The 2,178-nt window shown below is 61.6% G+C and carries 2 protein-coding genes; both read left to right on the plus strand.

Translation table 11 applies throughout. The features are described from left to right. The first annotated feature begins 1,260 nt into the window (after positions 1 to 1,260). Positions 1,261 to 1,473 carry a hypothetical protein gene (locus ACWDN5_RS45980; protein ID WP_449680706.1) on the plus strand — a complete coding sequence of 71 codons (213 nt, stop codon included), beginning with the start codon at positions 1,261 to 1,263 and terminating at the stop codon, positions 1,471 to 1,473. 73 nt (positions 1,474 to 1,546) lie between these two features. Beyond that, positions 1,547 to 2,023 (plus strand): helix-turn-helix domain-containing protein, encoded by a 477-nt coding sequence (locus tag ACWDN5_RS45985; protein WP_449680707.1) that lies wholly within the window; start codon positions 1,547 to 1,549, stop codon positions 2,021 to 2,023. Positions 2,024 to 2,178 lie beyond the last annotated feature (155 nt).

Raw genomic sequence — 2,178 nt, forward strand, 5'->3', positions numbered from 1 at the left:
TTGCGGATATTCCTCGTGGATCAATGGGTCGAAATGTCAATTCTTCAACCGGACGACCGTACTGTTTGACGTCCCAGCGATGCGGCTTTGCTCAACTGTGTCCATCGAAAGTCGTGCGCAAAAGGTTTCAACTCGTTGCGTTCCGTTTCAATGTGTTCCACCTTGTTTCATTTTCGCCAAGCAACTTGCCGGAGACCCGTCGGCGGCGCTTCAGTCATGGGGCCACCACAGGAGCTGCCACTCCCTGGTCGGAATGAAATCTACGATATCCGCCGACAATTACGAAATCGGAATGACAAGCCGGGCTGAGAGCGAGGAGGGATCGACATGCTGGCAATCACACACGGGTGCTACCTGGTGTTGCTGCCACTAGGCGTGATGTCCCCCTTCTGCGGTCTATCGTCCCCGCTGCCGGCAGGTGTCCCTCGTCGGACACGCAGGTCAACACTCCGACCAGCGAGAACAGTCTCAGCAGGGGCGCTTCCAGGCAGACCTTCCAGAAGGCGAGCGGGAGTCGTTTGCCCAGCTAGAGGCCATCCAGCGGCCTCGTCATCCCATAGCGGCACCACTCCCAGCTTCCAACGTCACAGCAGTGAGGCCAGTCCCACGACTGGCGTCCACGATTCACCCACTGGCACGGGGCAGCGCTTGCTGGCGCGCCCGACCAACATGCCCGTCGGGGCGCGAGCCTGCAGCGTTTCCGCTGTTCAGACGCCTGTCCGCTGCCCCTGACAACCCCGCCCTCGAGCCAAAGTCTGCGAGACTTTGCCTTGGGCATACGCGCGAGTAGTGTTGATATGCGCCTACGTGCGCCTGCGAGTCAGTCAAGCTGCGCGCAGCTAACCACATAGTCTCCCGTGCTCGTCTCTCTGTTGGCCCAGGTGGCGGCATCGGGATTAAGAAGGCCCCTCGGCGCCAAACGAGGGGCCTTCGCTATTTGCGGACCACAATCCTAATTGCGCTCGATAATTGGGTATTTCATTACTTGCCGCCAACGATTCACCCTTTGACTTCTTAGGTTACTCTCAGGTTTTAGACGTTTGCGCATGCACACAAATCGTTACCCATTGAAAGCACTTCGCCGGTGGTGATCTCTGGACCCAGGGTGTTTGACGGCGCGCCCATCGCGATGGGAGAATCCAGCCGAGATCTCCGCGTTGGCGCGCGAGAGGTCCCCTCCCTGAAACGATCACGGGAGGCGCTACACCCTTCTGGCGAAGTCCGCCACCTGGGCCAACGAGAGCATTAGGAGGTGAGGGCATGCTCACCAAATTTCTCAGCGCTTTGCTCGTTCTTCTGTTCGACCTCGCGTTCATCTGGGAAGGGTTGTCGTTCGGCTACGGCTTGGACGTCACCCTGGCCGCCGGTTTCACCGCCGGCGTCCTGGCCGCCGAAGTCGTCCGCCGGATCATCGGCGGCGACGGCGGCGGTCCGTCGATCAACGACGGGCCGCAGCACCCGGTCCTGAGCTGAACCGAGCGGTGATCGGGTGGCGCCCCTTCGCGGGCGTCACCCGGTCCCACCTCTTCATAGAGGAGCGAACATCGTGCTTACCAATCAGATCGCCGAGCCCAGGACCGTCGTGGACGAACTCATCGAGTTCGCGACCGATCTTCGATGGGCCCGCCGCCTCGCTGGCGACCCCTCCTACCGCACGCTCATGCGTCAGATCTCATGGTCACCCGCGTCGATCACCCGGAACCTGAGCGGCACCAAGCTTCCCACATGGGATTTCGTCGAGCGGTTCCTCTCGGCCTGCAAGGTGGACGACCAGGACATCGCGTTCAACTGGAAACCCCGGTGGGTCGCGATAGCGGACATGATCACCCCGATCACCATGGAGAAGGCGTCGAACCGCACCGCAGCCAAGGCGCGGCAGATCGCCGGGCCCGTTCCTTCCGGGACCTCCTGCGAGACCTGCGGCGCCTGGGTCGTGGACCTCGCGAAGCACAACAGCTGGCACGAGAGCCTCACAGCGGAGCGGAAGCCTCCGCGGTCTCTCGTTCGACGACTCGCAGGCTGAACACTTCCACACCGAACACAGGACAGGGCCCCTGCCGGCACGACCGAGCAGGGGCCCTTCCTTACTTTCTGACACTTGACCAACTCCGCCATGATGCCCACAAACGGCCGCTCGACGCGGCGTGTCGCGTTGCTTAGTGCAGAGAAGCTTCCTCG

This window comes from Amycolatopsis sp. NPDC003731 (assembly GCF_053586895.1).